We start from the raw sequence: 23,527 nt of genomic DNA on the forward strand, positions 1-23,527 counted from the left end.
TGTGCCCGAACACCGATGCCAGACCAAGTGTCGGACCACAGCAATACTCGGAGGACCCTCGAATGGCCCTGAAGAACACCCGCCTGACCCGTACCACCCGCGGCCTGCTGCTCGGCGCTGTCGCCGCCGGCGCCATCATGATCCCCGCCGCTCCCGCCATGGCGCAGCCGTTCACGGCGCCCAGCTGGGGCAGCAGCTCCATCGAGACCACCCCGGTGGCCGGCTCGAACCAGGCCGTCGCGAACGCCGCTCAGTCCAAGGTCGGCTCGCCGTACGTGTGGGGCGCCACCGGCCCCAGCTCCTTCGACTGCTCCGGTCTGGTCCAGTGGGCCTACAAGCAGGCCGGCAAGTCCGTTCCCCGCACCAGCTACGACCAGGTCGGCGGCGGCACCTCGGTGTCCAAGGGCAACCTGCAGCCCGGTGACGTCGTCGCCTTCTACGGCGCCGAGCACGTCGGCATCTACATCGGCAACGGCAGTGTCGTCCACGCTCCGACCGAGGGCGAGAACGTGAAGATCTCGCCGCTGGACTCGATGACCTTCTCCGGCGCGAGCCGCTACTGAGCCGAGCGCTCGGCACCGACACCGACGAGCCCGTCACTCCTGAAGGAGTGACGGGCTCGTCGCTGCTGCGCGTGCTAGGCGATCGGCGGTAGTTGGACGACCTGGCCGGCGTAGGCCAGTCCGGCGCCGAAACCGAGCAACAGTGCGGTGTCGCCGGGCCGGGCGCCACCCGAACGGAGGAGCTGCTCCATCGCCATCGGGATCGACGCCGCGCTGGTGTTTCCGCTGTCGACGATGTCGCGAGCGACAGCGACGGTGTCGGGCAGCCCCAGCGTCCGGACCAGGGCGTCGGTGATGCGGCTGTTGGCCTGGTGCGGCACGAACGCGTCCAGGTCGTCCGCTGTGACACCGGCCTTCTCCAGCGCGTCACGACACGCCTTCTCCAGGAAGGTGATCGCCCAACGGAAGACGGCCTGACCGTCCATCCGGATGTACGGTCGCTCCGTGCTGCCGCCCTCGGCTTCGGCCGCCTCGACCTCGGCGAAGTACTGCATGAAGTCCTTGTCCTGCTTGATCGCTGCGGTCTGGCTTCCGTCCGACCCCCACGCGACCGGACCGACCCCCTCGGCATCCGACGGACCCACCACGACGGCGCCGGCGCCGTCGGCGAAGATGAACGCGCACGTCCGGTCGGTCGGATCGAGCAGATCGGACAGCCGCTCCACCCCGATCACCAGCACGTGTCGGGCCTGCCCGGCACGGACGAGGCTCGCGGCGTTGCCGAGCGCGTAGCAGAAGCCTGCACACCCCGCGGAGACGTCGAAGGCGGCGGTGTCCTGCATGCCGAGTTGCGTCGCCACGACCGCTCCGGCCGACGGCCCGAGCACCATCTGCGACGAGGTGGCCAGCACGACGGCGTCGATCTGCTCGGCCACCAGACCCGCTGCGGCGAGCGCGTCGCGGGCGGCCGCCACACTCATCGAGACGACGGTCTCGTCGGGCTCGGCCCAGCCGCGGGCCGCGATACCGGAACGAGTCCGGATCCATTCGTCGGACGAGTCGATGCGGTCGACGATCTCGGAGTTCGGGACCACACGTCGGGGCCGATACACGCCGAGGCCCAGTAGGGCAGCGTGGGTGACGGGACTTGCAGTGGCGATGTGAGCGGGCACGGCATCCTCTCCACGTGAACCGATCGGTGCACGTGGTTCAGATCTAACCGCAACCGGAACGACGGGGCGTGACCAACGCCCGAGTCGGCCGACATACGCGGCGGCCGATACAGACGAGTCGACCCGCTCGGCGATCGATTCGGTGATCGCCGAGCGGGTCGACTCGGAAACTACTGACGCGACAGGTCGGCGCGTCCTACGACTCAGCAGTCGTAGTAGAGCGAGAACTCGTACGGGTGCGGACGCAGGTTGACCGGGGCGATCTCCTGCTCGCGCTTGATCGAGATCCAGGTCTCGATCAGGTCGGACGTGAACACGCCACCCTCGGTGAGGTAGTCGTGATCCTGCTCGAGGCGGTCGATGACGGCCGACAGGCTGGTGGGGGCCTGCGGGATGTTGCGGGCCTCCTCCGGCGGGAGCTCGTAGAGGTCCTTGTCGACCGGAGCCATCGGCTCGATCTTGTTCTTGATGCCGTCCAGGCCGGCCATCATCTGCGCCGCGAAGTTCAGGTACGGGTTGCCCGACGAGTCCGGTGCGCGGAACTCGATGCGCTTGGCCTTCGGGTTATTGCCCGTGATCGGGATGCGGACCGCGGCGGAGCGGTTGCGCTGGCTGTACACCAGGTTGATAGGGGCCTCGTAGCCCGGAACCAGGCGGTGGTACGAGTTGATCGTCGGGTTCGTGAAGGCGAGCAGCGACGGCGCGTGGTGCAGGATGCCGCCGATGTACCAGCGGGCGAGGTCCGACAGGCCCGCGTAGCCGGCCTCGTCGTGGAACAGCGGCTTGCCGTCCTTCCACAGCGACTGGTGCACGTGCATGCCCGAGCCGTTGTCGCCGAACAGCGGCTTCGGCATGAAGGTGGCCGACTTGCCGTACTGCCAGCAGGTGTTCTTCACGATGTACTTGAACAGCTGCAGGTCGTCGGCAGCGGCAAGCAGAGTGTTGAACTTGTAGTTGATCTCCTGCTGCCCGCCGGTGCCCACCTCGTGGTGGCCGCGCTCGAGCTCGAAGCCCGCGTTGGTGAGGTTCGTGGAGATCGCGTCACGCAGGTCGACGTAGTGGTCGTACGGCGCGACGGGGAAGTAGCCACCCTTGGCGCGGACCTTGTAACCCAGGTTGGGGGAGCCGTCGGCGTTGACGTCGTTGCCGGTGTTCCAGGCGCCCGAGACCGAGTCCAGTTCGTAGAACGCGCCGTTCATCTGCGAGTCGTAGCGGACCGAGTCGAAGATGTAGAACTCGGCCTCGGCACCGAAGAACGCGGTGTCGGCGATGCCGGTCGACTTCAGGTACTCCTCCGCCTTGCGCGCGACGTTGCGGGGATCGCGGCTGTAGGCCTCACGGGTGAACGGATCGTGGACGAAGAAGTCCATGTTCAGCGTGCGGGCCTTGCGGAAGGGATCGATCCGCGCGGTCGCGACGTCGGGGAGCAGCATCATGTCGGACTCGTGGATCGACTGGAAGCCGCGGACCGAGGAGCCGTCGAACGCCAAGCCGTCCTCGAACACGTCCTGGTTGAACGCGGAGGCGGGGATCGAGAAGTGCTGCTGGACGCCCGGCAGGTCGCTGAACCGGATGTCGACGTACTCGATGTCCTGCTCGGCGATGTATTTGATGACCTCATCGGCCGTGGTGAACGCCACGTTGGTGCTCCTTAAGTCGGTTACCTGCCGGTCGGGTTGCGGCGGCTTCGTCGAGGCAAGACGGTAGAGAGCCGGTGTTGCCCGTTAATCAAGCCTATGTTTCGCCAGTGTTACACGTCGGGATTCGGCGGCTGGACGGGGTGTGAATGTGACCATTCCCACGGGGCCCGCTACTTCCGTCAGTGTGACGGAGGGCACCGCGGGCGCCTGGGCCGGTCGGAACCCGCACGTCGACGCCTATCCTGGACGGCATGGCACGAATGATGGGTTCCTGGCTTTCCGGACCGTCCGCGGCGCTGCCGAAGGACCAGACCGAGGCGCAGGCGTACCGAGGCGAACTACTCGGGCTTCCGGCCGACGGCCCCGGGTCGCTCGCGACCACCGGCCGCCGCATCGGGGCCCTCGTCATCGACTGGTTCATGTCCGCCGGCGTGGTCATGCTGTTCATGCAGCAGGCGCCGTGGGATTCCTACGTCTCGACGTACACGCTCGGGCTGTGGTTCGTCGTCGGCCTCGTCTGCGTCACCCTGTTCTCGTTCACGCCGGGGCAGTACGCGATGGGCCTGCAGGTCGCCCGCGTCGACGGTCCCGTCCCCGTCGGCTTCGTGCGCGCCCTGGCCCGCCAGGCGCTGATCGTCTTCATCGCGCCGGCCGTCATCACCGACGTCGACGGTCGCGGCATGCACGACCGTGCCACCGGCACCGCGCTGGTCCGCACGCGTTGATACGTCACCCCGGCCGGTAACCGAACCCGTAAACGCCGAATGTCACATCGGTTCGGTTTGACTGAACCGATGTGACATTCGGCGTTGGTGCGGGGGGTCAGCGACGGCGGATGGTGCGCTGCATGCCCTTCATCCGTGCGCCGGGCGGCAGCGGCCCCTTGGGCATCGCCGCACCGCTCCGGCTACCGAGTGCGGCGAGACGCGACTCGATGGAGTCCATCCGCTTGGTGTCGATGTTGCGCGGCAGCTTGTTGAGGTACTTGACCAGCTGCGACAACGGCACCTGGCCGTCGTCGTTGCCGATGACGATGTCGTAGATCGGGGTGTCGCCGACGAGGCGGGCCGTCTTCTTCTTCTCCTGCGCGAGCAGGCCCTTGACGCGCTGCGGCGAACCCTCGGCGACCAGGATGACGCCGGGACGGCCGATCACCCGGTGGACCGCGTCGAGCTGGGCGGTGCCGGTGACGGCGTTCTTCACGCGCCATGCGCCCTGCATGTTCTCGAGCGCCCAGGCTGCGGCACCGGCCTGGCCCTCGGCCTTGCCGTACACCGTCTTCTGGACCCGCTTGCCGAAGATGATGAAGGCCAGCAGCACGCCGACCAGGATGCCGATCGGCAGCAGGAACCACTGGATGCTGAAGATGAGGCCGATGAGGAAGAACACGAGTGCGCTCACGACGAGCGCACCGATCATCATCGGCAGCAGCAGCTTGTCTTCCTTGCGCTGCATCTGGAATGCCTGCCAGAGCTGAGTCCGGCGTTCCTTGGACGCCTGCTTGCGGGCCGCCTTCGCCGCAGCCTTTGCTTCCTTGCTTGGTTTGCCCGCTTTACCGGACTTACTGCCGTTCGCCATACCTCACAGGATACGACCCTCACCGCGCACTATCGCGCGCGCGGTGAGGCGGGGAGCACGTCAGGCGCGGGCGGCGAGGCGCTCGAGGACCGAGCTGGCCTCCTGGGAGGCGCTGCCCTCCTCGGCGAGGTGGGCCTGACCCTCGGGGAGAGCGCGACCGTGGCGGGCCATCGCCTGGGCGTACAGACGTCCGGCGCGGTACGACGAGCGCACCAGCGGACCGGCCATGACACCGGCGAATCCGATGTCCTCGGCGGCCTTGGAGTGCTCGACGAACTCCTCGGGCTTGACCCACCGTTCGACGGGATGATGCCGCGGCGACGGGCGCAGGTACTGCGTGATGGTGATGATGTCGCAGCCCGCCTCGTGCAGGTCGACCATCGCCTGCTGGACCTCCTCGGGGGTCTCGCCCATGCCGAGGATGAGATTGGACTTGGTGACCAGGCCGAAGTCTCGGGCCGCGGTGATCACGCCGAGCGAGCGCTCGTAGCGGAACGCCGGACGGATCCGCTTGAAGATGCGCGGGACCGTCTCGAGGTTGTGCGCGAGGACCTCGGGGCGGGACTCGAACACCTCGGCCAGCAGGTCGGGCTTGCCGTTGAAGTCGGGGACCAGGTTCTCGACACCGGTGCCCGGGTTCATCGCGTGGATCTGGCGCACCGTCTCCGCATACAGCCAGGCGCCGCCGTCGGGCAGGTCGTCGCGGGCGACACCGGTGATGGTGGAGTAGCGCAGGCCCATCGCCTTGACGCTCTCGGCAACCCGGCGCGGCTCGTCACGATCGAGCGCGGCCGGCTTGCCGGTGTCGATCTGGCAGAAGTCGCAACGGCGCGTGCACTGCTCGCCACCGATGAGGAACGTCGCCTCCCGGTCCTCCCAGCACTCGTAGATGTTGGGGCAGCCGGCCTCTTCGCAGACCGTGTGCAGGCCTTCGTTCTTCACCAGGCCCTTGAGCTCGGTGTACTCCGGGCCCATCTTCGCGCGGGTCCGAATCCAATTGGGCTTGCGTTCGATCGGAGTTTCCGCATTTCGGGTCTCGATGCGGAGCAGCTTCCGTCCTTCTGGGGCGACAGTCACGCCGTTGATCGTACGCCTGACCGAACCGTCGCTCCGGGCTGGGCGGTGGGCCTCAACCGAACCGCACCGTCGTGAACTCGGGGGCCCGCGCGGCGGTGTCGAAGGTCACACGATCGATGTCGTGGGCGGTCACCGGCAGTGCCCCTTCGAGTGCCGCTTGGACGGCCGTCACGACGGCGGGGGCGACGTCGTCGATCGTCACGTCGCGGCCGAGTTCGCGCGACAGGGTCGTCACGCCGGCGTCGGTGATGCCGCACGGGACGATGTTGTCGAAGCCGTCGAGTTCTGCGTTGCAGTTGAGGGCGAACCCGTGCATCGTGACGCCGCGCTGCACGCGCACACCGATCGCCGCGACCTTGCGCTCGGGCAACCAGTTGCCGTCGACCAGCGCGGCAGGAAGCCACACCCCGGACCGGCCCTCGACGCGGCCGCACGTGAGGCCGAGGTCGGTGCACACCGCGATGAGCGCCTCCTCGATCCGGCGGACATAGCCGACGACGTCGACCGGTTCGGCGAGCTTGACGATCGGATACCCGACCAGCTGACCCGGACCGTGCCACGTGATCTTGCCGCCGCGGTCGACGTCGATCACCGGCGTGCCGTCGGCGGGGCGATCCTCGGGCGCGGTGCGTCGGCCCGCGGTGTAGACCGCGGGATGCTCGAGCAGCAGCAACGTGTCGGCGCCCTCGTCGTCCGCTCGGGCGGTGGCGAGGACGCGCTGGCGATCCCACGCCTCCATGTAGTCGATGCGGCCGAGATGCTCGACGACCATCGGCTGGGAACCGAAGCGGGCCGTGCCGGTGGCCGCCGGGAAAACACTGCTCATGATCGAAGACGTTACGCCTGGCCGAAGGCGTACCCGAGCGCGTCCTCGACCGTGCGGTGCCGAAACTCGAAACCGGCGTCCGTCAGCACCTTCGGGACAGCACGCTGGCCGGTGAGGACGGCCTCGCGGGCGAACTCGCCGACCAGAGCGGACACCGCGAAGCCCGGCACGATCCACGGCGTCGGCCGGTGCAGCGCGTGGCCCATCGCGGACGTGAAGGCCGTGTTGGTCACCGGTTCCGGAGCGCAGAGGTCGACGGGGCCGCGCACGTCGTCGTGGGTGAGCGCGAACTCGATCGCGGCCACCTCGTCGGCGAGCGAGATCCACGACAGGTACTGGCGCCCGTTGCCCAGGCGGCCACCGAGGCCCAGCGAGAACAGCGGACGCAACTTGCCCAGCATGCCGCCGTCGGGGGACAGCACGGTCGCGGTCCGGAGGGTGACGACGCGGGCGCCGGCGTCGCGCGCCGGCGCGGTCGCCGCCTCCCAGTCCCGGCACAGGTCGGCGAGGAAGCCGTGACCGCTCGGCGACCGCTCGTCGACGATCCGATCACCGGTGTCGCCGTAGTAGCCGACCGCGCTGCCGTTCACGAGCACCGGCACGCCCGTCTCCGCGACCGCGTGGGCCAGGACGTCCGTCGTGGTCAGCCGGCTGTCCCGGAGCGCCTGCTTGTATGCACCGGACCAGCGCTTGTCGCCGATCCCGGCGCCGCACAGGTTCACCACCGCATCGGCGCCGCGCAGCACGGCACTGTCCACGTGTCCACGACCGGGATCCCACTCGGACTCCTCGGGGCCCGACGGCCGTCTTCGCACGAGTCGTGTCACCTCGTGGCCGCCCGTCCGCAGCGATGTGACGAGCGCGTTCCCGATCAGTCCCGACGATCCGGCGACGACGATCCGCATGTGTTCTCCTCCTCCGACGTCTCCTGCCGATACGCCGAGGGGCACCACTTCGCGTGGAAGTGGTGCCCCTCGGCGGTCATTCGTGTCGCGTTCGCGATCCGCGGGACCTTACAGGCCCAGGTCGGCCTCGAACGACGCCTCCTCGAGACGCTGCTTGATGGTGGTCAGGAATCGACCCGCATCGGCACCGTCGACCAGGCGGTGGTCGTAGGTGAGGGGCAGGTAGCACATCGAGCGGACGCCGATGGACTCGTTGCCGTTCTCGTCCTGGACCACGACCGGGCGCTTGACGATCGCGCCGGTGCCCAGCATCGCGGCCTGCGGCGGCACCAGGATCGGGGTGTCGAACAGGGCGCCCTGGCTGCCGATGTTGGTGATCGTGAAGGTGCCACCGGACAGCTCGTCCGGCTTGAGGCCACCGGTACGGGCACGCTTGGCGATGTCCGCGATCGCGCGGGCCAGACCGGCCAGCGACAGGTCGCCGGCGTTGTGGATGACCGGCGAGAGCAGACCCTGCTCGGTGTCCACCGCGATGCCCAGGTGCTCGGCAGCGTGGTAGGTGATCTCCTTGGCGCCCTCGTTGTAGCTCGCGTTCACGTTCGGGTGAACCTTGAGCGCCTCGACGACGGCCTTCGCGAAGAACGGCAGGAACGTCAGGTTGACGCCCTCGCGCTCGGCGAAGTCGGCCTTGGCCTGTGCGCGCAGCGCCGCGATCCGAGTGACGTCGACCTCGAAGGTCTGGGTCAGCTGGGCGGTGCTCTGCAGCGACTCGCGGGTCTTGACGGCCGTGATCTGACGGATCCGGTTGACCTTCTGCGTGGTGCCACGCAGGTGCGCGAGTTCCGGACGCACGCCTGCGGTGGCGGCGGCGGCCGGGGCGGCGGCAGCGGGAGCGACGGCGGCCGGAGCGGCGGCCGGTGCCTTCGCGGCCTCGGCGGCCGCGAGGACGTCCTGCTTGCGGATGCGGCCACCGACGCCGGTGCCCGAGACCTTCGACAGGTCGACGTTGTTGTCCGCGGCGAGCTTGCGCACGAGCGGCGTCACGTACGGGGCGTTGTCGGTCGATGCGGCCGGCGCAGCCGGGGCGGACGACGGGGCCGGCGCAGCCGGAGCGGACGACGGGGCCGGCGCAGCCGGAGCGGGGGCAGCAGGAGCGGGCGCGGGAGCAGCCGCGGCCGGAGCAGGCTCGGGCTGGCGCTCCGGCTCGGGTGCCGGGGCAGGAGCGGCCGGGGCGGCGGCCGGAGCACCCGAACCGATGACGGCGAGCTGGCCGCCGACGTCGACGACGTCGTCCTCCTGCGCGCTGATCTCGAGCAGCACACCGGCGACGGGCGACGGGATCTCGGTGTCGACCTTGTCGGTGGAGACCTCGAGGAGCGGCTCGTCGACGGCGACCTCGTCGCCGACAGCCTTCAGCCAGCGGGTGACGGTGCCCTCGGTGACGGACTCGCCCAGCTCGGGCATCGTGACCGGGGTGCCGGACGCGGAACCGTCGGAAGAAGCAGCGGCGGGCGCAGCGGCCGGAGCCGGTGCAGCCTCGGCGGCGGGGGCCGGAGCAGGCTCGGCAGCGGCAGCCGGAGCGGCCTCGGCGGCGGGAGCGGGAGCGGCGTCGGCGGCGGGAGCCTCGCCGGCCTCACCGATCACGGCCAGCTCGCCACCGATGTCGACGACGTCGTCCTCCTGCGCGACGATCTTCGTCAGGACGCCGGCGGCGGGCGACGGGATCTCGGTGTCGACCTTGTCGGTGGAGACTTCGAGCAACGGCTCGTCTACTTCGACCGTGTCCCCTTCCTGCTTGAGCCACCGCGTGACAGTTCCCTCGGTGACGGATTCACCCAGGGCTGGCATCTGGACGGAGAAGGCCATTTCTTTTGACTCCTCGACGGTTGTGTTCGGGTTGTTGAGTTTTGTCGACTTGTGGTCGAAAACCATTGTGCTCGAGAAGCACGGTTCCGGCGGCGTTGTACGACGTTTCCGAGGCGCCTCACTCCGGCGGTGTGCTGCGCTTCGGACCCGTCGTGCGGCGCCTCCGCCCATCCTTTCATTGATGCCCGGAGCGCGTCGTGCGAGGGGCGTGTCATGTGAATTTCGTCGTCGTCGCCGTCGCCAGCTGGCAAAATCGGACAGATCGCTGCGGAGTCGTCCGCGAAGCGCCGGGAGGAGAGTTCACGTGGGGTTGTTCGACCGATTCACGCGCCGGGGTGGGGCGCGTACGAGGGCGGGGGTCGAGTCCGACGCACGTCACCTGGCGGACTGGGCGGCTTCGCACCGCGGCGTCGAGGGCTACATCGAGCCGGAGACCACGGTCACCGAACTGACCGTGGTCCTCGTCGCGTACGACGGCGAATGGACCCGGCGCAAGGTCGGCGGCGAGCGGGGCGCCCGCAAACTCGGGCAGGACCTGAAGATCCCGGTGTACGACGTGCGCAAGACCGGCTACCCGCAGCGGATGCGCGACTACGACAACCGCCGTCGGATCGAGCGCAAACGCGAACGTCAGCGCGAACTGTAGGCGGCTGCGCCACCCGTGCGCACTTTCGGTAGTCCCAGCTACTGAAAGTGCGCACGGGCGCGGAGCGCCTAGCCGTTGGCGGCGATGTCCTCGATCACCGAGATCATCGTGCGGACCGGGACACCGGTGCCGCCCTTACCGGTGTAGCCGAACGGGCCGCCGGTGTTGAACGCCGGACCGGCCACGTCGAGGTGCGCCCACTGCACGTCGTCGGCGACGAACTCCTTCAGGAAGATCGCGGCCGCGAGCATCCCGCCCCAGCGGTGCGGGGTGACGTTCGCGAGGTCGGCGACGCGGGAGTTCAGGTCGGCGCGCAGCTCGGCGGGCATCGGCATCGGCCACGCGTTCTCGCCGATCTCCTGCGAGATCGCGGCCACCCGGTCACGGAACCCGTCGGTGCCCATGACGCCTGCGGTGCGGTTGCCGAGCGCCACCATCTGCGCCCCCGTGAGCGTCGCGGTGTCGATCAGGTAGTCGGGGTGGTCCTCGCAGGCGCGGGCGATGGCGTCGGCCAGGATCAGCCGGCCCTCGGCGTCGGTGTTGACGACCTCGACGGTGGTGCCGCCGTACTGGGTGAGCACGTCACCGGGGCGCTGGGCCGTCGACGACGGCATGTTCTCGGCCATCGGCACCCACGCGGTGACGTCGACCGGCAGGCCGAGCTTGGCGGCGAGCACGACGGTCGCGACGACGGCTGCGGCGCCGCCCATGTCGGAGGTCATGTTCTCCATGCCGGCGGCCGGCTTGATGGAGATGCCGCCGGTGTCGAACGTGACGCCCTTGCCTACCAGTGCGACCTTCTTGACGCCGCGGCGCTTGCCGGACGAGTACGTCATCTGCACCAGGCGCGGCGGCCGGGACGAGCCCTGGCCGACACCGACGATGCCGCCGAAGCCGGCCTTCGCGAGCGCCTTCTCGTCGAGGACCTTCACGGTCAGGCCGGCGGCGGTGCCGAGGGCCTTGGCGCGGGCCGCGAACTCGGCGGGGAACAGGTGACTCGGCGGGGTGTTGACGAGTTCACGAGCGGTGGCGACGGCCTCGGCGATCGCGGCCGAGCGGGTCAGCGCGTCCTTCGACGCCTTCGTGCGCGGCGCCTCCACGAGCAGTTCGACGCGGGCGAGCGGCTGCGCGCCGGCAGCGGGAGCCGACTTGGCCTTGAACTCGCTGTACGCGTACGCGCCCAGATAGAAGCCCTCCGCCGCGGCACCGAGGTCGACGGCCGACAGCGTGGTCGCGGCGGTCGCGACGCCGGTCAGTGCGCGGGCGGCGACACCCGCCGATCGGCGAACCTGGTCGGCATCGATCTTGTCGGCGGCGCCGAGTCCGACGGCCAGCACGCTCGACACGGGCAGCTCCGTGGGCGCGGGGACCCGAGTGAGTTCCTCCGCCTTGCCGGTGGCACCGACCGCCTGCAGGTCGTCGAGCAGACCCGCCAGCACCTCCTCGTCCACCCCGACGCCGACGAGCGCCTCGGGTCCGTCGGATCCGGTCGTCAGACCGACCACGAGCACGTCGGCCCGCTTGCCGAGCGAACCGGCCAGTGCCAGTTCGGGTCCCAGGGGGCGGACGGGGGAAGAGGTTGCGCGCACGGGCATCTCCTGAGGTGGGGAAGGGGAAATGGGATTGCCGACATTCGATGTTAGTGCCCGGAATGCTGTTCGGAGGCCCGGTCGGCGTCGGCTAGCGTTGTCGCCCATGAGCGACGCGCAGCTGCTGCAGGGCCCCATCCACTCCGTTCACGTCGATCTCGGCGCCACGTTCGCCCCGTTCGGCGGGTGGGAGATGCCGGTCTCGTACGCCGGCACCGTCGCCGAGCACACCGCGGTTCGTGAATCGGTGGGCCTGTTCGACGTCAGCCACCTCGGCAAGGCGCTCGTGAAGGGCGCCGGCGCCGCCGACTTCGTCAACGCGACGCTCACCGCCGATCTCGGCAGGATCGGCCCGGGACAGGCCCAGTACACGCTGTGCTGCACCGAGGGCGGCGGCGTCGTCGACGACCTGATCGCCTACTACGTCGCCGACGACGAGATCTTCCTCGTACCCAACGCCGCCAATACCGCCGAGGTCGTCGCGCGCCTGCGGGCCGCGGCGCCCGCGGGTCTCGAGATCACCGACCAGCACCGCGACTACGCGGTGTTCGCGGTGCAGGGACCGAAGTCCGCGGACGTCCTCGCGGCCCTGGGCCTGCCGACCGACATCGAGTACATGGGCTTCGTGGACGCGGACTGGAACGGCGTCCCCGTCCGGGTGTGCCGCAGCGGCTACACCGGGGAGCGCGGATTCGAGTTGCTGCACCGCTGGGCCGACTCCGAGGCGGTGTTCCTCGCCCTGCTCGACGCGGTCCGTGCGCAGGGCGGCCAGGCCGCGGGCCTCGGTGCACGCGACACCCTCCGCACCGAGGCGGGCTACCCGCTGCACGGGCACGAGCTCTCGCTCGACATCTCGCCGTTGCAGGCGCGTTGCGGATGGGCCATCGGCTGGGCCAAGCCGCAGTTCTGGGGCCGGGACGCGCTCACCGCGGAAAAGGCGGCGGGTCCGGCCCGCCGGATGTGGGGGATCAAGGCACTCGACCGCGGCGTTCTGCGGCAGGGACAGACGGTGACGAAGGACGGTGCGGCCATCGGCGAGACCACGTCCGGTACCTTCTCGCCGACTCTCAAGGTGGGGATCGCTCTGGCGTTGCTCGACACCGCGTCGGGAGTGGCGGCGGGCGACGAGATCGCCGTCGACGTGCGCGGGCGTAGCCTCCGATGCGAGGTCGTCACGCCGCCGTTCGTGCCGGTCCACACCAAGTAACGCTCGGTACCAGGGAAAAAGCGGCGAAACTCCGTTAGATAGGATCACGGCTTATGACAGACGGCCTCGAATTCGCGCGCACCCAGCATCCTTCTCCCGCGACCGATGAGGCGCGGCGCGAGATTCTGGAGGCGCCCGGGTTCGGTCGGTACTTTACCGATCACATGGTCTCGATCATGTACACGGAGGGTCGCGGCTGGCACGACGCCGAGGTGCTGCCCTACGGGCCGATCGAACTCGACCCGGCCGGCATGGTGCTGCACTACGGTCAGGCGATCTTCGAGGGTCTCAAGGCCTACCGCCAGCCGGGTGGCGGCATCTCGTCGTTCCGCCTCACCGCGAACGCCGAGCGTCTGCGCCAGTCCGCCCGCCGTCTCGCGATGCCGGAGCTGCCCGACGACCTGTTCGTCCGCTCGATCGACGCCCTGCTCGACGTCGACGAGTCGTGGGTTCCCGCAGCCGGCGGTGAGGACTCGCTGTACCTGCGCCCGTTCCTGTTCTCCACCGAGGCAGGGCTGGGTGTCCGACCGGCCAAGGAGTACCGCTACCTGCTGATCGCTTCCCCCGCCGGGGCGTACTTCCCGCGCGGCGTCAAGCCCGTGAGCGTGTGGCTCTCGCGTGAGTACGTGCGCGCGGCACCGGGCGGCACCGGCGCCGCGAAGTTCGCCGGCAACTACGCCGCGTCGCTGCTCGCGCAGGCGCAGGCGTCCGACGAGGGCTGCGACCAGGTGGTGTGGCTCGACGCCATCGAGCGCAAGTACGTCGAGGAGATGGGCGGGATGAACCTGTTCTTCGTCTTCGGCTCGGGCCCCGACGCCCGCCTGGTGACGCCGTCGCTGTCCGGTTCGCTGCTGCCGGGGATCACCCGCGACTCGCTGCTGGCGCTGGCCGCCGACGCCGGGTTCGCCGTCGAGGAGCGCAAGATCAGCACCGACGAGTGGCGCGAGAAGTCCGCGTCGGGCGAGATCACCGAGGTGTTCGCGTGCGGCACCGCCGCTGTCATCACGCCGGTGGGCCGCGTGAAGTCCGCCGAGGGCGAGTTCACGATCGCGGACGGCGAGCCGGGCAAGATCACGATGGCGCTGCGCGACACCCTCACGGGGATCCAGCGCGGCACCTTCGCCGACACCCACGGCTGGATGACCAAGCTGCGCTGAGTTCGCAGACCGACCCGCTTCGGGCCCTTCCGCTTCGGCGGGAGGGCCCGATCGCGTTCGGCGGGGCAGCCGGATCAGGCTCCGAGCAGCAGCCCGACAGCCGTCGCGGCAACCGTGAACTCGATGGCGGCTCCGAGCACATCGCCGTTGATACCGGCGAAGCGGCGGGCGCAGTGGCGGACCAGCACGGCCGCCGCGGCGAGAGCCACGAGGACCACGACCGGTCCCTGCCACCACCGGTATGGCACCGCCCACAGCGATGCGACCGACAGGGCCAGACCCCACAGCACGGCCACCCACAGCTGCTGCGAATCCGCTACGAGCGCACCGAAGCCGCTGGGGCTCGACGCGGGAACACCACGGCGGCACGCGAACACGGCGGACACCCGTCCGGCTGCGACGGCGACGGCCACCGCGACCCAGGCACCGCTCGCGCCGAGGGCGCCGAAGGCGAGGGCCTGCACGCCGATCGTGACGATCAATGCAGCCACACCGAACGGCCCGGCGCCGCCGCTGCGCATCACCTCGCGGGCCCGTTCGGGCGGACCGTAACAGCCCAGGCCGTCGGCCGTGTCGGCGAGACCGTCGACGTGCATCCCGCGGGTCGACACGGTCAGCGCGCCGACCGTGAGCAGACCTGCCAGCGCCGGATCGAGACCTGCCCACAGCAGCACCCACAGCAGGCCGGTCGCACCCGCCCCCAGCAGCGCGCCGACGACCGGCGCGGCACCGATGGCACGCCGGCCCTCGTCGCGGCCGATGTCCTGCGGGCCGCGCACCGGCAGCACCGTCAGCCAGGACAGCGCCGTCGACAGGCCGGTGACCGCGGCGCGCACGATCAGTTCGATTCCGGTGCCGCGTCTTCGGCGGTCTCCGTCTCGGTGTTGTTGCTCACGCCGGCGGAATCGAACGTCGCCATGTGCGCGAGGGTCGCCACCGCACCCTGCAGGATCGGCAGGGCCGCGACGGCGCCCGAACCCTCACCGAGGCGCATGTCGAGGCCGAGGATCGGGTCGAGACCCAGGTGCCGCAGCGCGATCGAATGAGCCGGTTCGGTGGAGCGATGACCGGCCACCCACCATTCCCGCGCCCCGGGTGCGAGTTCCTCGGCGACGAGGGCCGACGCGGTGACGACGAGCCCGTCGACGATCACGGGCGTTTTCCGCGACGACGCCTGCGCCAGGAACCCGGCCATCGCGGCCAGATCGGCGCCGGACACCGTGCGGAGCAGTCCCACCGCGTCCCGGATGTGCGGGCGGGCCCGGCGGAGGGCATCGCGGATCGCGGCGGTCTTGCGCATCCACCCGGCGTCGTCGATGCCGGTGCCGCGTCCGACGGCGGCGACAGGCTCGGTGTCGGTCAGTGCGGCGATGAGAACGGTTGCCGGAGTGGTATTCCCGATGCCCATCTCGCCCGCGATGAGCAGGTCCGCTCCGGAATCGATCTCCTCGTCGGCGATCGCCCGCCCGGCCGCGACCGCGCGCAGCGTCTCCTCGTGCGTGAGCGCGTCCTCACGGTCGATCGATCCCGACGAGCGGCGGATCTTGTACGCCGACACGACCGGATCGGTGTCGGCGTCGACGGAGAGGTCGAGCACGCGCACCGACGCGCCCGCGACGTCCGCGAGCACGTTCACGGCCGCGCCGCCGCTCCGGATGTTGGCCACCATCTGAGCCGTCACCTCGGGGGGATACGCCGACACGCCGCTGCGGGCGATGCCGTGGTCACCCGCGAAGACCACCACGCGCGGGCGGACGAATGTCCGTGGCGGGCAGATGCCCTGGCAGGCCGCCGCCCACACCGACAATTCCTCGAGCCGGCCGAGCGCACCGGTCGGCTTCGTCAGCATCGACTGGCGGGCCAGTGCCTGCTCCCGCGCCCCGGCGTCCGGCGGGGTGAGCGGCTCGTAGAGGGGAGCGGGCGGGCTCACGGGTTCGCTTGTCACGCTAAGCCTTTCGTATCGGCACGGGTCATTTGATGGTCAGGGGGAGGCCGGCGACGACGAGGATCACGTCGTCGCACACGTCGGCCAGACGGGCGTTGAGCGCGCCGATCTCGTCGCGGAACAATCGGCCCGAGCGGTGCTCCGGGATCACGCCCATGCCCACTTCGGGACTCACCAGCAGCAGCCGGTCCGGGTAGGACGTCACCGCGTCGACCAGGCCGTCCGTGCGGGACGCGATCGTCCCGCGGGGGGCGTCCCAGGCGTCGGCGTCGTCGAGTTCGCCGGTGATCCACGTGCCCAGGTCGTCGACCAGCGTGGGGGGGTGTGGTCCGGGGGAGCTCAGCAGAGCGACGAGGCTGCCGTCGTGTCCGGTCTCGACCGTCGTCCACGTATCGGGGCGGCGGCGGCGGTGCTGGTCGATGCGGGCGTCCCAGTCGCGGTCGCCCGGGTAGCGGCGGGCGGTGGCCACGTATCGGACGGTCGAGCCGGGGGGGAGATCGTCGATCAGCCCCTCGGCGTGCGCCGACTTGCCGGACCGCGCGCCCCCGAGCACGAGAGTGCGACGAGCGCGGGGCGAATCGGGGGAGGGCACGAGGCTAGACGCTACCAATCGCATCGGGCCGGTCCCCGCAGTGCGAGGACCGGCCCGAGATGCGAGTGGGTCAGACGGCGTCGCCCGGCTTGACCCGGGGTGCCGGTGCGCGCATCTTCCGGATCTGCGACGCACGGACGAAGGCGTACCAGCCCAGCTTGAAGCCGCCGTCGACGCTGTCCGGGAAGCGCTCACGCACCTTGTTGTTGATCATGCGGCCGAGGAAGTAGCCCTCGCCGGCCATGAACAGCATCATCACGAGCATCGCCAGCGTGACGTAGTTCTGGATGATCGGGCTCAGGAACATCGCCATGATCAGTACGAGGGCCAGCGGCATGAAGAGGCCGACCAGGTTGCGGCGGCTGTCGACGAGATCGCGCGCGTAGGCGCGGACCGGGCCCTTGTCGCGGGGCAGCAGGTACTTCTCGTCGCCGGCGAGCATCCGGGCGCGGCGATTCGCCGACTCGGCGCGGCGCTCGGCGGCCGCGGCCTTGCGCTCCTGCTTGTCGCCACGGTTGGCCTTGCGGCGGGCGCGGGCCTCCTTGGAGGTGAGCGGCGCGGGCGCGACCGGGCCGCGCTTCTTGGCCTCGGCTTCGCGACGCTTGGGGGTGGGACGGCCCTTGCCCGGTGTGGATGCACCGGTGACGTCGGGGGTCCCGGACTCGTCGGAGGAGGTCTCCGCGGTCGACTCGATGACCTCGACGTCGCGCTTGTCGGAATTGTCGGAGTCGCCTCGGCGTAGCAGCTTCACGTCACCAGGCTATGGGATAACCGGCGCGCAGTCGAAACCGACTACCCGTCGAACCGCCAGGACGCGCCTCGAAATGCCGAGGTCGGATGCCCGCCATACACTGCGCTGATGCGTGTGCTCATCGCCCCCGACTCGTTCGGTGAAACCCTCACCGCGGTAGAGGCCGCCGAGGCGATGGCTGCCGGCTGGTCGGGCGCGCGACCCGACGACATCGTGGTCCTCGCCCCGCAGTCGGACGGCGGACCCGGGTTCGCCGATGTGATTTCCGCGACTACCGGCGGCATGCGGACCTCGCGCGTCGCGGGCCCGCTCGGCCGGCCCACCGAAGCACGCTGGGTCCTGGCCGACGGCGCCGCGTACATCGAATCGGCGCAGGCAGTGGGGCTGGGGCTGCTCGACGGGCCACCCACTCGGACGACCTCCCTCGAGGCGCACAGCCGCGGCGTGGGGGAACTGATCGGCGCGGCGCTCGACGCTGGCGCGCGCAAGGTGGTCGTCGGACTCGGCGGCTCCTGCTGCACCGACGGCGGACGAGGCATGATCGCGGCGCTCGGCGGACTCGACCGGTCGCGGGAGCGACTGCGTGGTGTGGCGCTCGTCGCCGCCACCGATGTCGAGCACCCACTGCTCGGCGAGCACGGCGCCGCGTGGGTGTTCGGGCCGCAGAAGGGGGCCGATCCGTCGACGATCGAGATCCTCGAGCAGCGCAATGCGGCCTGGGCGGACGAATTGGAGCGGGTGTGCGGGCGCCCCGTGGCGGAGCTGCCGGGCGCCGGTGCGGCCGGCGGGCTCGGCGCCGCGCTGCTCGCGCTCGGTGCGGCGCGGGCATCCGGTGCGGAGGTGGTCGCCGCCTGCACCGGCCAGGCCGGCCAGCTCGCGGAGGCCGACCTCGTGGTCACCGGCGAGGGGCGATTCGACCACCAGTCGCTGCGCGGCAAACTCGTGACCTCGCTCGCCGCCGCCGCCCGACGGCGGGGGGTGCCGACCGTCGTCCTCGCCGGGCAGGTCGCGCTCGACCGTGACACCACCCGCGGTGCGGGTATCGCCGCGGCGTTCTCGGTCGCGGAGTTCGCGGGATCGGTGGAGCGGGCCATGGCCGACGCCCCGGGCCGGCTCGAGGCTCTGACGTCGTGCGTCGCAGACGGTTGGCGGGGTGGGCCCGGTCCCGCACGGTCCGGCCCGATACATGAGGAATAGCGACGCGGAGAGTACCGTTGAAGCGATCACGGGTTTGGTACGAGCGACAGGGAGAGCCCATGACTGTGCAGAACGAGACCGCCACTCACGGCGTCACGATGACCGAGACTGCGTCCGCGAAGGCGAAGGCGCTGCTCGACCAGGAGGGCCGCGACGACCTTGCGCTGCGCATCGCAGTGCAGCCCGGTGGCTGTGCCGGCCTGCGGTACCAGCTGTTCTTCGACGATCGCAGCCTCGACGGTGACCTCGTCGTCGACTTCGGCGGCGTCAACCTCGCCGTCGACCGCATGAGCGCTCCGTACGTCGAGGGCGCCTCCATCGACTTCGTCGACACCATCGAGAAGCAGGGCTTCACGATCGACAACCCGAACGCCACCGGGTCCTGCGCCTGCGGCGACTCGTTCAACTGAGTCCCGTACAACTTTCTCGACGCATTCTGACGCGGAGTCTGCCTCACCGGCGGGCTCCGCGTCAGACTGCGTTGAGCCCCCGACTGGCGTCCTGAACGACGCCACCCGAGCTGAAAGGCACCCGCGTGACCATTGCGGTAACCGGTTCCATCGCCACCGACCATCTGATGCGGTTTCCGGGCCGCTTCGCCGAGCAGCTGCTCGCCGACCAGCTCGCGCACATTTCGCTGAGCTTCCTGGTCGACGACCTGGTGATCCGCCGCGGTGGCGTCGGCGGCAACATCGCGTACGCAATGGGTGTGCTGGGCGGCTCGCCGCTGCTGGTCGGCGCGGCCGGCGCCGACTTCGCCGAGTACCGCTCGTGGCTCGAGTCCAACGGCGTCGACTGCAGCGCGGTCCGCGTGTCGGACAGCGCCTACACCGCACGCTTCGTCTGCACCACCGACGAGGACATGGCGCAGATCGCGTCGTTCTATCCGGGCGCGATGAGTGAGGCGCGGGAGATCGAGATCGCTGCCGTCGCCAAGTCGGCCGGCAGTGTCGATCTGGTGCTCGTCGGCGCCAACGACCCCGACGCGATGCTCCGCCACACCGACGAGTGCCGACTGCTCGGCATCCCGTTCGCCGCGGACCCGTCGCAGCAGCTGGCCCGGTTGTCCGGAGACGACGCCAAGAAGCTGATCCAGGGCGCCAAGTACCTGTTCACCAACGAATACGAGTGGGGTCTGCTGCAGCAGAAGACCGGGCTCTCGGAGGAGGAGATCCGCGCCCAGGTCGGCCTGCGTGTCACCACTCTCGGGGCCAAGGGCGTCGAGATCGTCGACGCCGAGGGCAACTGGGTCCGTGTCGGCGTCGTGCCCGAGCGCGGCAAGGTCGATCCGACCGGTGTCGGCGACGCGTTCCGCGCGGGTTTCCTGCTGGCGCACTCGGCGGGGCTGAGCCTCGAGCGGTCCGCCCAGCTCGGTTCACTCGTCGCCGTCTACGTCCTCGAGACCGTCGGCACCCAGGAGTGGACCTTCCAGCGTGACGATGCCCTCAAGCGCCTTACCGAGGCGTACGGCAAGGACGCCGCCGACGAGATCGCGGCGCTGCTGCCGTAAGGCTCCGGACACGACTCCGCCCGGGCTCCTCTTGCGAGGACCCGGGCGGAATGTGTTTCGGGCGCGAACGGTTACAGGCTCACCGGGTACACCGGCTCCTGGATCTGCGGCACGATGCGCTTCTCGACGAAGATGCCGTGCCACACCATGAAGCACAGGATCGTCCACAGCCGGCGGCTGTGATCGGACGTGCCGGCGCGGTGCTCGTCGAGCATCCGGGTGACGGCGGCCTTGTCGAAGATGTGGTCGGTGCCCGACTCGGCGATCTGCTGGTGCGCCCAGTCGAACAACTCGGTGCCGGCCAGCCAGTGGCGCAGCGGGACCGGGAAGCCGAGCTTCGCGCGATGCAGCACGTGCGGCGGCACGATGCCCTCGAGCGCCTGCCGCAGCGCGTACTTCGTGGTGGTCTTCGTGATCTTCTGATCCAGCGGCACCCGGGACGCGACGTCGAACACCTCGGGATCGAGGAACGGCACCCGCAATTCGAGCGAGTTCGCCATCGTCATCTTGTCGGCCTTGACCAGGATGTCGCCGCGCAGCCACGTGAACAGGTCCAGGTGCTGCATGCGCGCGACCGGATCCCAGTCGCGGGACTGCGCGTAGATGGGCGCGGTGACGTCCTGGTGCGTCCACTCGGGCCGGAAGTCGCGCAGCACCGCCCGCAGCTGGGCGTCGTTGAAGCTGCGCGCGTTGCCGTAGTAGCGCTCCTCGAGCGTCATCGAGCCACGGCTGAGCAGGCTCTTGCCGCGGGTACCCTCCGGGATGCGCTCGGACAGCTTGCCCGCCGCGCGCCGCAGGGGCGACGGCAGGTACTCGAACGGCTTGAGCGACAGTGGCTCCCGGTAAATCGTGTAGCCGCCGAACAGCTCGTCCGCGCCCTCGCCGGACAGGACCACCTTGACGTGCTTGCGGGCCTCCTTCGCGACGAACCATAGCGGCACCAGAGCGGGGTCGGCGACCGGATCGTCCAGGTACCAGATGATCTCGGGGATCGCGGCCGCGAACTCGGCGGGGGAGACCACCTTGACCACGTGCCGGGCGCCGATCGCCGCCGCAGACTCGGCCGCGACGTCGACCTCCGAGTAGCCCTCCCGCTCGAAACCGGTCGTGAAGGTGATCAGGTTCGGGTTGTGCCGCATCGCGAGTGCCGCGATGGCGGTGGAGTCGATGCCGCCGGACAGGAACGAGCCGACGGTCACGTCGGCGCGCATGTGCTTGGCGACCGAGTCCTCGAGCGCCTCCGCGATCTCGCGGTAGCGCGACGCCTCGCTTCCGGGCGCGAAGGGCACCGCCGGGAAGGTGGGGGTGAAGTAGCGCGTCACCTCGGGAGCCCGACCCGGCGTCAGCCGCGCGTAGCAGCCGGACTCGAGCCGACGGATCCGAGCGTGCAGCGTCTCGGGCTCGGGGACGTACTGCAGCACCGTGTAGTGCTCGGTCGCCCGCGGATCGAGGTCGGTGTCGATGCCGATGACGTCGGCGAGTTCGAGCAGGCTCTTCTTCTCGCTGCCGAACGCGGTCCCGCCCGTCCCGGTCGCGACGAACAGCGGCTTGATGCCGAACGGATCACGAGCCACGAACAGTTCACGTGTCTCCGTGTCCCACACCGCGAACGCGAACATGCCGCGCAGCCGGCGGACGGCGTCGGCTCCCCAGTAGTGGTAGGCGGCGACGATGACCTCGCTGTCGCCCTCGGTACGGAACTGCGCGTCGTGATCCTTCGCGAGCTCTGCCCGAATCTCGAGGTAGTTGTAGATCTCACCGTTGAACGTGAGCGCGTAACGCTCGGGGTTCTCCGGGGGTCCCCACCGCAGCGGCTGGTGGGAATGCTCGATGTCGATGATCGAGAGCCGGTTGAAACCGAAGATCAGGTCGTCGTCGTGCCACGTGCCGTGCTCGTCCGGGCCGCGGTGGCGCAGGCAGTGCATGGCCGCATCGACGCGGGCGACGGCGTCGTCGCTGGTGCCGTCGGTGGTGAGTAGTCCGAGCAGTCCGCACACAGCGTCCAGTACCTCGATTCAGAGTCGGTTGTCGGTCGGAGACCGGTGGTCCGTGGGGCTCGCCGATTTCCCAAGGAAGTATGCCGCAGTTCTGCGAACGGCATCGTCGGCGGACCGCGACTGCCCCCTTCGATCTCAGCTGAATCCCAGGTGGGGCGCGTACTGTGGAGGGCCATTGGTCCTGACTGCAACACGGGCGCCGACCCGACAGTGGAGGATCGGCGCCTTTGGTCTACGCTGCGTAGTAATTGGGCCTTCCCTTCGGGTGTGCCCTAGTGGAATTGCGGCGATCAGGAAGGCGTGAACGTGGCGCAAGGTCGGATCCTTCGGCGAGCCGGGCTGGCAGCATCTTTGGGCATAGCTGCCATGCTGTTGTCGGGATGTTCAATCGACAACTCGGTGCTTCGCTTCGGGTGGCCCTCGGGAGTTACCCCGCAGGCAGAACGTATGCGCGAGCTGTGGACGTGGTCGGTCATCGCCGCCCTCGTCATGGGTGTCATCGTGTGGGGTCTCACCTTCTGGGTGGTCGTCTTCCACCGGAAGAAGAAGGACTCGCCCGAGTTCCCCCGTCAGACGGCATACAACGTGCCGTTGGAGCTGTTCTACACGGCAGTTCCGTTCGTGATCATCGCTGTCCTCTTCTACTTCACGGTCGTGGTGCAGAACTACGTCACCGAGAAGAAGGACAACCCGAACGTCGTCGTCGACGTGACGGCGTACCAGTGGAACTGGAAGTTCGGTTACCGCAGCATCGACCTCGGCAACGGCACCGCCAAGTACGAGGGCATCGACGAGGCTGCCACCGAAGCCGCGCTCGCTGCGTCGAAGCCCGAGGGCCTCGACGAGCACGGCAAGGAGAAGATCGGCGCGATCCACGGCAAGAACCCGCAGGATCTGTCCTACCTGGCGTACGACAAGATCGAGACCGTCGGCACCAGCAACGAGGTTCCGATCCTCGTCCTGCCGACCGGCAAGCGCATCGAGTTCGTCCTGGCGTCCTCCGACGTCATCCACTCCTTCTGGGTCCCGGAGTTCCTGTTCAAGCGTGACGTGAACCCGAACCCGAAGGAGAACCACTCGGACAACGTCTTCCAGATCAGCGAGATCGAGAAGGAAGGCGCGTTCGTGGGCCGCTGCGCCGAGATGTGCGGCACCTTCCACGCGATGATGAACTTCGAGGTCCGCGCAGTGTCGCCGGAGAAGTTCGACCAGTACATCCAGGCCCGCAAGTCGGTCGAAGAGGGCGGCAAGGGCATGAACACCGGCGAGGCGCTGGCGTCGATCGGCGAGTCGCCCACCGCGACCTCGACCTCCCCGTTCAACTCCGATCGCACCGTGCGCGAGGCATCGGCCAACGGGAACTGACGCC

22 protein-coding genes are annotated in these 23,527 nt (G+C 69.5%); 9 read left to right on the forward strand and 13 right to left on the reverse strand.

Going from position 1 to position 23,527, the window contains the following annotated elements; all coding sequences use genetic code 11:
* Positions 1-62 precede the first annotated feature (62 nt).
* Positions 63-563 (forward strand): C40 family peptidase, encoded by a 501-nt coding sequence (locus ABEU20_RS02465; RefSeq protein ID WP_420162790.1) that lies wholly within the window; start codon positions 63-65, stop codon positions 561-563.
* 74 nt (positions 564-637) lie between these two features.
* Here the strand turns inward: ABEU20_RS02465 and ABEU20_RS02470 are convergent, their stop codons facing one another.
* Both ABEU20_RS02470 and glnA read right to left on the reverse strand, forming a co-directional pair.
* Positions 638-1,675: a beta-ketoacyl-ACP synthase III gene (locus tag ABEU20_RS02470; RefSeq protein WP_420162791.1), complete on the reverse strand. Its 1,038-nt coding sequence runs from the start codon at positions 1,673-1,675 to the stop codon at positions 638-640.
* 203 nt (positions 1,676-1,878) lie between these two features.
* Complete coding sequence (gene glnA, locus ABEU20_RS02475) at positions 1,879-3,315, reverse strand: type I glutamate--ammonia ligase (protein ID WP_420162792.1); 1,437 nt, start codon at positions 3,313-3,315, stop codon at positions 1,879-1,881.
* Positions 3,316-3,566: 251 nt separating this feature from the next.
* On the opposite strand from glnA, the gene ABEU20_RS02480 reads away from it, so the two are divergent.
* The gene (locus ABEU20_RS02480) at positions 3,567-4,040 is read left to right on the forward strand and encodes an RDD family protein (RefSeq protein WP_420162793.1); all 474 of its coding nucleotides are present in this window, start codon (positions 3,567-3,569) and stop codon (positions 4,038-4,040) included.
* A 97-nt stretch (positions 4,041-4,137) separates the two neighbouring features.
* Here the strand turns inward: ABEU20_RS02480 and ABEU20_RS02485 are convergent, their stop codons facing one another.
* The 5 genes from ABEU20_RS02485 to sucB form a co-directional block, all read right to left on the reverse strand.
* Positions 4,138-4,893: a DUF4191 domain-containing protein gene (locus ABEU20_RS02485; RefSeq protein ID WP_420162794.1), complete on the reverse strand. Its 756-nt coding sequence runs from the start codon at positions 4,891-4,893 to the stop codon at positions 4,138-4,140.
* Positions 4,894-4,953: 60 nt separating this feature from the next.
* On the reverse strand, positions 4,954-5,970 hold the full coding sequence (gene lipA / locus ABEU20_RS02490) for a lipoyl synthase (protein WP_420162795.1): 1,017 nt from the start codon (positions 5,968-5,970) through the stop codon (positions 4,954-4,956).
* Between the two features lie 52 nt (positions 5,971-6,022).
* Entirely contained in the window at positions 6,023-6,796 is a 774-nt protein-coding gene (gene lipB, locus ABEU20_RS02495; RefSeq protein ID WP_420162796.1) for a lipoyl(octanoyl) transferase LipB, read from the reverse strand.
* A gap of 11 nt (positions 6,797-6,807) precedes the next feature.
* A complete protein-coding gene (locus ABEU20_RS02500) occupies positions 6,808-7,701 on the reverse strand; it encodes a TIGR01777 family oxidoreductase (protein WP_420162797.1) in 894 nt (297 codons plus the stop codon).
* 108 nt (positions 7,702-7,809) lie between these two features.
* Complete coding sequence (gene sucB, locus ABEU20_RS02505; protein WP_420162798.1) at positions 7,810-9,567, reverse strand: 2-oxoglutarate dehydrogenase, E2 component, dihydrolipoamide succinyltransferase; 1,758 nt, start codon at positions 9,565-9,567, stop codon at positions 7,810-7,812.
* Between the two features lie 304 nt (positions 9,568-9,871).
* Here sucB and ABEU20_RS02510 point away from each other — a divergent pair, with 304 nt between their 5' ends.
* Complete coding sequence (locus tag ABEU20_RS02510; protein ID WP_420162799.1) at positions 9,872-10,213, forward strand: oxidoreductase; 342 nt, start codon at positions 9,872-9,874, stop codon at positions 10,211-10,213.
* A 68-nt stretch (positions 10,214-10,281) separates the two neighbouring features.
* Here ABEU20_RS02510 and ABEU20_RS02515 read toward each other — a convergent pair whose 3' ends face one another.
* Positions 10,282-11,808, reverse strand: coding sequence for a leucyl aminopeptidase (locus tag ABEU20_RS02515; RefSeq protein ID WP_420162800.1), 1,527 nt, complete (start codon positions 11,806-11,808; stop codon positions 10,282-10,284).
* A gap of 100 nt (positions 11,809-11,908) precedes the next feature.
* Between ABEU20_RS02515 and gcvT the strand changes: the two genes are divergently transcribed.
* Both gcvT and ABEU20_RS02525 read left to right on the forward strand, forming a co-directional pair.
* A complete protein-coding gene (gene gcvT / locus ABEU20_RS02520; RefSeq protein WP_420162801.1) occupies positions 11,909-13,009 on the forward strand; it encodes a glycine cleavage system aminomethyltransferase GcvT in 1,101 nt (366 codons plus the stop codon).
* A gap of 53 nt (positions 13,010-13,062) precedes the next feature.
* Positions 13,063-14,166: a branched-chain amino acid aminotransferase gene (locus ABEU20_RS02525; RefSeq protein WP_420162802.1), complete on the forward strand. Its 1,104-nt coding sequence runs from the start codon at positions 13,063-13,065 to the stop codon at positions 14,164-14,166.
* 74 nt (positions 14,167-14,240) lie between these two features.
* Here ABEU20_RS02525 and ABEU20_RS02530 read toward each other — a convergent pair whose 3' ends face one another.
* Genes ABEU20_RS02530 through ABEU20_RS02545 form a run of 4 tightly spaced genes read right to left on the reverse strand, consistent with a single transcriptional unit; the run spans position 14,241 to position 17,454 of the window.
* A complete protein-coding gene (locus ABEU20_RS02530; protein ID WP_420162803.1) occupies positions 14,241-15,002 on the reverse strand; it encodes an adenosylcobinamide-GDP ribazoletransferase in 762 nt (253 codons plus the stop codon).
* Positions 15,003-15,004: 2 nt separating this feature from the next.
* A complete protein-coding gene (cobT, locus tag ABEU20_RS02535) occupies positions 15,005-16,111 on the reverse strand; it encodes a nicotinate-nucleotide--dimethylbenzimidazole phosphoribosyltransferase (protein ID WP_420162804.1) in 1,107 nt (368 codons plus the stop codon).
* Positions 16,112-16,136: 25 nt separating this feature from the next.
* Positions 16,137-16,727, reverse strand: coding sequence for a bifunctional adenosylcobinamide kinase/adenosylcobinamide-phosphate guanylyltransferase (gene cobU, locus ABEU20_RS02540; protein ID WP_420162805.1), 591 nt, complete (start codon positions 16,725-16,727; stop codon positions 16,137-16,139).
* Positions 16,728-16,773: 46 nt separating this feature from the next.
* Entirely contained in the window at positions 16,774-17,454 is a 681-nt protein-coding gene (locus ABEU20_RS02545) for a DUF3043 domain-containing protein (protein ID WP_420162806.1), read from the reverse strand.
* 108 nt (positions 17,455-17,562) lie between these two features.
* On the opposite strand from ABEU20_RS02545, the gene ABEU20_RS02550 reads away from it, so the two are divergent.
* The 3 genes from ABEU20_RS02550 (at position 17,563) to ABEU20_RS02560 (ending at position 20,161) form a co-directional block, all read left to right on the forward strand.
* Positions 17,563-18,651 carry a glycerate kinase family protein gene (locus ABEU20_RS02550; RefSeq protein WP_420162807.1) on the forward strand — a complete coding sequence of 363 codons (1,089 nt, stop codon included), beginning with the start codon at positions 17,563-17,565 and terminating at the stop codon, positions 18,649-18,651.
* A 59-nt stretch (positions 18,652-18,710) separates the two neighbouring features.
* Positions 18,711-19,061 carry a HesB/IscA family protein gene (locus ABEU20_RS02555; RefSeq protein ID WP_225020360.1) on the forward strand — a complete coding sequence of 117 codons (351 nt, stop codon included), beginning with the start codon at positions 18,711-18,713 and terminating at the stop codon, positions 19,059-19,061.
* Between the two features lie 125 nt (positions 19,062-19,186).
* The gene (locus tag ABEU20_RS02560; RefSeq protein WP_420162808.1) at positions 19,187-20,161 is read left to right on the forward strand and encodes a carbohydrate kinase family protein; all 975 of its coding nucleotides are present in this window, start codon (positions 19,187-19,189) and stop codon (positions 20,159-20,161) included.
* A gap of 71 nt (positions 20,162-20,232) precedes the next feature.
* Here the strand turns inward: ABEU20_RS02560 and asnB are convergent, their stop codons facing one another.
* Positions 20,233-22,158, reverse strand: coding sequence for an asparagine synthase (glutamine-hydrolyzing) (gene asnB / locus ABEU20_RS02565; protein WP_420162809.1), 1,926 nt, complete (start codon positions 22,156-22,158; stop codon positions 20,233-20,235).
* A gap of 300 nt (positions 22,159-22,458) precedes the next feature.
* Between asnB and ctaC the strand changes: the two genes are divergently transcribed.
* Positions 22,459-23,523, forward strand: a complete 1,065-nt coding sequence (gene ctaC / locus ABEU20_RS02570; protein ID WP_420162810.1) for an aa3-type cytochrome oxidase subunit II — start codon at positions 22,459-22,461, stop codon at positions 23,521-23,523.
* Positions 23,524-23,527 lie beyond the last annotated feature (4 nt).

The sequence above is a fragment of the Rhodococcus parequi genome, from assembly GCF_046042785.1.
Lineage (GTDB): Bacteria > Actinomycetota > Actinomycetes > Mycobacteriales > Mycobacteriaceae > Prescottella > Prescottella parequi.